The sequence below is a fragment of the Streptomyces sp. NPDC007907 genome (genome assembly GCF_042959365.1).
GTDB classification, from domain to species: Bacteria; Actinomycetota; Actinomycetes; order Streptomycetales; family Streptomycetaceae; genus Streptomyces; species Streptomyces indiaensis.
On the sequence record NZ_JBIBKR010000016.1, the window covers coordinates 1 to 6,035 of the forward strand.

1 protein-coding gene is annotated in these 6,035 nt (G+C 69.4%); it reads right to left on the reverse strand.

Going from position 1 to position 6,035, the window contains the following annotated elements; all coding sequences use genetic code 11:
* Nucleotides 1-6,035: amino acid adenylation domain-containing protein (locus ACFZDI_RS35825; RefSeq protein ID WP_391256730.1), on the reverse strand; the 6,035-nt coding region annotated here is incomplete at both ends.

A 6,035-nucleotide genomic window follows, 5' to 3' on the forward strand; every position in this document is an offset into this window, starting at 1 on the left:
AGGCGATGACGCCCCGCCGGGAGGTCGTCCAGGATCTCCTCGGTCGTCAGCGTCAGCACCGCGCCGCTGTCGCGCAGCACGAATGCCACCCGCTCCGCGGGCTGGCCGACATCAACCGGGAGGTAGGCGGCTCCCGCCTTCCACACCGCCAGCATGCCGACGAGTGTCTCGACGCCTCGCGGCAGGCACAGACCCACCACCGACTCCGCACCCACACCCTGCGCCCGCAGATAGTGCGCCAGACGGTTGGCGCGCACATCCAGCTCCGCGAACGACACCGACGCACCGCGCTGCACAACCGCCACCGCATCCGGCGACCGCACCACCTGCTCCTCGAACAGACCCAGCACAGACGTCCGCGGCAGGCTCACCGCCGTGTCGTTCCAGCCCACCAGCACCCGCCGACGCTCAGCCTCGTCAACGACTTCCAGAGCGTTCAGTCGTGTGGAGGGGTCCTCGACGACCTGGGCCAGCAGCAGGTTGAGCGCTTCGGCCATTCGGGTGACGGTGTCCGGGTCGAACAGATCAGCCGCCGCGGTCACCACACCGCCGATGCCCGCCGGTGCACCGTCCCGGTCGAACCGCTCCCCCACCAGCACCGACAGATCGAACTTCGCCCCAACCCGGCCCAACGGCAGCGCACTGCCCCGCAGACCCGGCACCTGCGCAGCCGACCCGCCCACACCCGCCACCGACACCGTGTCCTGCATCGTCAAGATGACCTGGAACAACGGATGCCGAGCCGCCGAACGCGCCGGCGCCAGCTCCTCCACCAACCGCTCGAACGGCACATCCTGATGCCCGAAACCGGCCAGGCTCGTCTCCCGAACCCGCTCCAGCACCTCACCGAACGTCGGATCACCCGACAGATCCGTGCGGATGACCAGCGTGTTCACGAAGCAGCCCACCAGCTCGTCCAGCGCCTCATCCGTGCGCCCCGCGACCGCCGAACCGATCGGAATGTCCGTGCCCGCACCCAGCCGCGACAACGTCACCGCGACCGCCGCCTGCAACACCATGAACACCGTCACGCCACGCTCACGCGCCACCTCACGCAACCGCGCATGCACCGCAGCGGGCACCTGCACTCCCACCGCATGGCCTTCATGCGAGGCGACAGCAGGACGCGACCGGTCATAGGGCAACGCCAACTCCTCCGGAGCCCCGGCCAGGGCCTCACGCCAGAACCCCACCTGACGCGACAACACACTCTCCGGATCCTCCTCGGACCCGAGCATCTCCCGCTGCCACAACGCATAGTCGGCGTACTGCACCGGCAACGGCGCCCACTCAGGCGCCCGCCCCTCACACCGCGCCGCATAAGCAGACGTCAGATCCCGCTCCAGCGGAGCAGACGACCACCCATCACTGGCGATGTGATGCACCACGACAGTCAGGACGTGTTCATCCGCTCCCAGAGTGAACAGGCGGGCCTGGAAGGGGATTTCCGAGCTCAGGTCGAATGCGTACTGCGAGGCCTCCGCCACTGCTGCGTCCAGGCCCTCCGCGCTCACATCCGTGATCGTCAGCGCAAAGCCGCTCTCCTCGACGGGCAGGATCCGCTGATACGGCTCTCCGTCGGCCACCGCGAACACCGTCCGCAGCACCTCATGCCGTTCCAGGACGTCGCGCAGGGCGTCTTCCAGCGCTCGCTGGTCCAGTGCCCCGCTCAGCCGCAGGCCGATCGGGATGTTGTACGTCGCGCTCGGGCCTTCGAGCTGGCCGATGAACCACAGTCGGCGCTGCGCGTACGACAGCGGCACCCGCTCCGGGCGCTCCCCCGCGACCAGAGCCGGACGCGCCGTATCCGCCTGACCGAGCCGTGCTGCGAGACCGGCCGGCGTCGACGCCTCGAACAGCGTCCGCAGCGCCACTTCCACACCCAGCACCGCCCGCACGCGGCTCACCAACCGCGTCGCCAGCAACGAGTGACCACCCAGCGCGAAGAAGTCGTCCTCGACACCCACCTCCTCCAGACCGAGGACCTGGGCGAAGGCCTGGCAGAGGATCTCCTCCTGCACGGTCGCGGGGCCCCGGCCTCCCTCACTCGCATACTCCGGTGCGGGCAGCGCCTTGCGGTCCAGCTTGCCGTTCACTGTCAACGGCAACGCATCCAGGACCATGACCGCCGAGGGCACCATGTACTGCGGCAACCGCTCACCCACGTACTCACGGAGCTCGGATTCGGACGCGGCCCCCACCACGTACGCCACCAGGCGCTTGTCCCCGGGGACGTCCTCGCGGGTGATCACGGCCGCCTGCGCAACCGCCGGATGCGCGGCCAGTGCGGCCTCGACCTCACCCGGTTCGATCCGGAAACCGCGGATCTTCACCTGCTCATCCGCACGCCCCAAATACTCCAGCCGGCCCTCGGCCGACCACCGCACCACATCCCCCGTCCGATACATCCGCGCGCCCGCCGGACCGAACGGGCACGCGACGAACCGCTCACCCGTCAGGCCGGGACGACCCGCGTATCCCCGCGCGAGCCCCGCGCCCGCCACATACAGTTCCCCCGCCACACCCACCGGCACCGGACGCAGCGCACCATCCAGCACGAACGCCTGCGTGTTGGCGATCGGGGAGCCGATCGGCACGGACTGCGAGTCCTCGGACAGCTCCGGGATGGCGTAGGTGCAGGCGAACGTGGTGGTCTCGGTGGGTCCGTACCCGTTCACCACCCGCAGTCCGGGCACCGCGGTCTGCGCTTCCCGCACGTGCCGAGCCGACAACGCCTCGCCGCCGACCAGCACGCGCGCCAGCCCCGCCAGCACGCGCGGGTCCTCATCGACCACCGTGTTGAAGAGCGCGGCGGTCAACCACAGGTCGCGGATGCCCTTCTCGGAGATCAGCGACCGCAGTTCCGGCAGGCCGACGGCACCAGGAGGAGCGATCACCAGACGGCCGCCGTGCACCAGCGCGCCCCACAACTCGAAGGTCGAGGCGTCGAACGCCAGCGGCGCCAGCAGCAGGTGCACGTTCTGCTCGCTGAACTCGGCGTACCGCTGCCCCCACACCAGCCGGGTCACGGCACGGTGCTCCACCATCACGCCCTTGGGCAGCCCCGCCGATCCGGACGTGAACATCACGTAGGCGGCGTCATCTGCGGCCACGGCTACTGTCGGATCCTCGCTCGGGAAGGAGGATTCATCGACAGTCTCGACCTGTACGACCATGCCCTCGAAGTCCGTCAGGAGTTCGGCCAGTCCTCCCTGGCTGACCACGACCTGGACGTCGGCATCGCGCATCATGGACGCCAAGCGGGCGGAGGGGTAGTCCTTGTCCAGCGGTACGTAGCCCGCGCCGGCCTTCCAGACTCCCAGCAGTGCGGCCACGGCGTCCGGACCGCGCTCCAGGCACACTCCGACCAGCGACGCCCTGCGCACACCGGCCGCGATGAGCGCGTGCGCGATCTGGTTGGCTCGCGCGTCGAGCTGCCGGTACGAGAGGTGCGCGGCTCCGAACTCCACTGCCACGGCGTCCGGACGCAGCCGCGCCTGTTCGGCGACCAAGGCGTGAACAGCCTGCTCGGGCAGTTCCGTCGTGGTGTCGTTCCAGTCTTCGAGGAGTCGGTTCTGCTCGGTGGCGTCGAGAACGTCCACTGCCGACAGGAGACCGTCCGGGTCGTCCTCCAGCGTGGTGACGAGGTTGTCGAGGCAAGTGTGCAGCAGTCGGCACACGGCCTGCCCGTCTACCGGACCCACCGCGTCCACGGTCAGTCCGAACCTTGATTCCAGGTCGTCGACCGCCACCGTCACCGGGTAGTTCGTCACCTCGCGGATGGACACCGTGACGATGCCCCTGGGCGCCGTGGCGGCTTCCGGTGCGGGCATCGCCTGTGGGCGTCGGCCGTGCCGGTAGTTGAACAGCGAGGTGAACAGCGGGCTGCCGTTGGGAATGCTGCTGGCCTGCTGCGCCAGCGTCAGCGGGGCGTGCTCGTGCACCAGCAGCTCCGCCAGCTGATCACGCACCCCTTCCAGCGCGCCGGCGACGCCGACCGCATCCACCCGGACCCGGACCGGCAACGTGTTGATGAACAACCCCGGCACCCGATCCGCACCCGCGCCGGCGTTCATCCGCCCGAACAACACCGTCCCGAACACGACGTCGTCACGACCACTGACCGTGGCCAGCACCCGCGCCCAGGCCAGGTGAAACACACTGGCCGGACTCACCCCCAACGACCGGGCGACATCACGCACCCGTTGGCCGACCTCCTCGTCGACCCGCAGGTGGGAGCGCACGACGCCGCTGCCGTCACCGTGCACGTCCAGCAGGCCATAAGGGGCGGTGGTCTCCTCCACATCCCCCAACAGGCCGGTGAAGTAGCGCTCGTGCTCCTCGCGCGTCACGCCCAGCCGGGCCTGCGCGACGAAGTTGCGGAACGGCAGCGGCTCCGGCAGGGAGTCCTCCCGCCCCGACAAGAACGCACTCATCTCTTCCAGCAGCACGTCCTGGGTGGTGTGGTCCTGGACAAGGTGGTGCATCCGCAGCAACGCCAGCCACCCACCGTCCTCACCCGGCTGTGAGGCGATGTGCACGTCGATCAGGGGAGCGCGGCCGATGTCCATCCTCGACCCGGCCGCCGCGGTCAACTGCTCCACCGCGGCAGGGCCCTCAGCCGTCAACTCAACGGATTTGACGGGCAGTTCGACCCTTCGTGCCACGACCTGGACCGGCTCACGCAGTCGCTCCCACACGATCGCCGTGCGGTAGATGTCATGCCGGTCCACCACCCGCTGAAGAGCATCGAGGAAGGCATCCAGTCGCTCCCTTGAGTCGAAGCGCAGGACCCGTGGCACTACATAGGTATCCGCACCGGCGCCATCGGCCTGCAACAGGTGATGGAAGAACAGACCCTCCTGCAGCGGGGCGAGCGGGTACACATCGGCGATGTTGGCCGCGCCGCCGGGTATCTGCTCGATGACCTGCCCCAGCTCGGCCTCGTCCAGGTCGACCAGCGGCAGCATGTCAGGGGTGATGCGCTCGGCGCCCTCCGGGATCAGGTTCGGCGGCACCGCCACCTCGGCCGGACCAGCGGTTGCCGCGAGGCCGGCCGGGGTCGGTGTCTGGAACAGTGCGCGCACGGAGACGGACACGCCGTGGCTGCGCAGTTGCTCGACCAGCGACACGGCCAGCAGGGAGTGCCCGCCCAGGGCGAAGAAGTCGTCGTCCACACCGACCGCGGGCAGGCCCAGCACCTCGGCGAAGGCCTGGCACAGGATCTCCTCCTGCACCGTCGCCGGGCCACGCCCCGCACCCGCCGTGAACTCCGGAGCGGGCAGCGCCTTGCGGTCCAGCTTGCCGTTCACCGTCAACGGCAACGCCTCCAGCGTCACCACCGCCGACGGCACCATGTACTCCGGCAGCCGGGCGGCCGCGAACTCCCGCACTGCCGAGCCAAGTTCACCCGCGTCGCCGTCGCGCTCGGTCGGCACGAGATAGGCGACCAGGCGGACATCACCGGGCGTGTCCTCTCTGGCGATCACCGTTGCCTGCGCCACTTGCGGATGCGCGGCCAGTGCCGCCTCGATCTCACCCGGCTCGATACGGAAACCGCGGATCTTCACCTGCGCATCCGCGCGGCCTTCGTAGACCAGCCGGCCATCAGCAGCCCAGCGCGCACGGTCTCCCGTCCGGTACATCCGCGCGCCCGCCGGGCCGAACGGGCACGCCACGAACCGCCCCGCGGTCAGCCCCGCACGATCCAGATAACCCCGCGCCAAACCGGCACCCGCGACATACAGCTCCCCCGCCACACCCACCGGCACCGGACGCAGACCCTCATCCAGCACGAACACCCGAAGGTCCGGAAGCCCCACCCCGATCACACCACCACGAACCCCCGCCGAATCCAGCGGCGCATACGTGACATGAACCGTCGTCTCGGTGATCCCGTACATGTTCACCAACCGCGGCCCCCCATCCCCATGCCGCGCAAACCAGCCCTCCAGCCGGCCCACATCCAACGCCTCACCACCGAACACCACACACCGCAACACCCAGTCATCCCGCTCCACCGCCATCAACTGATA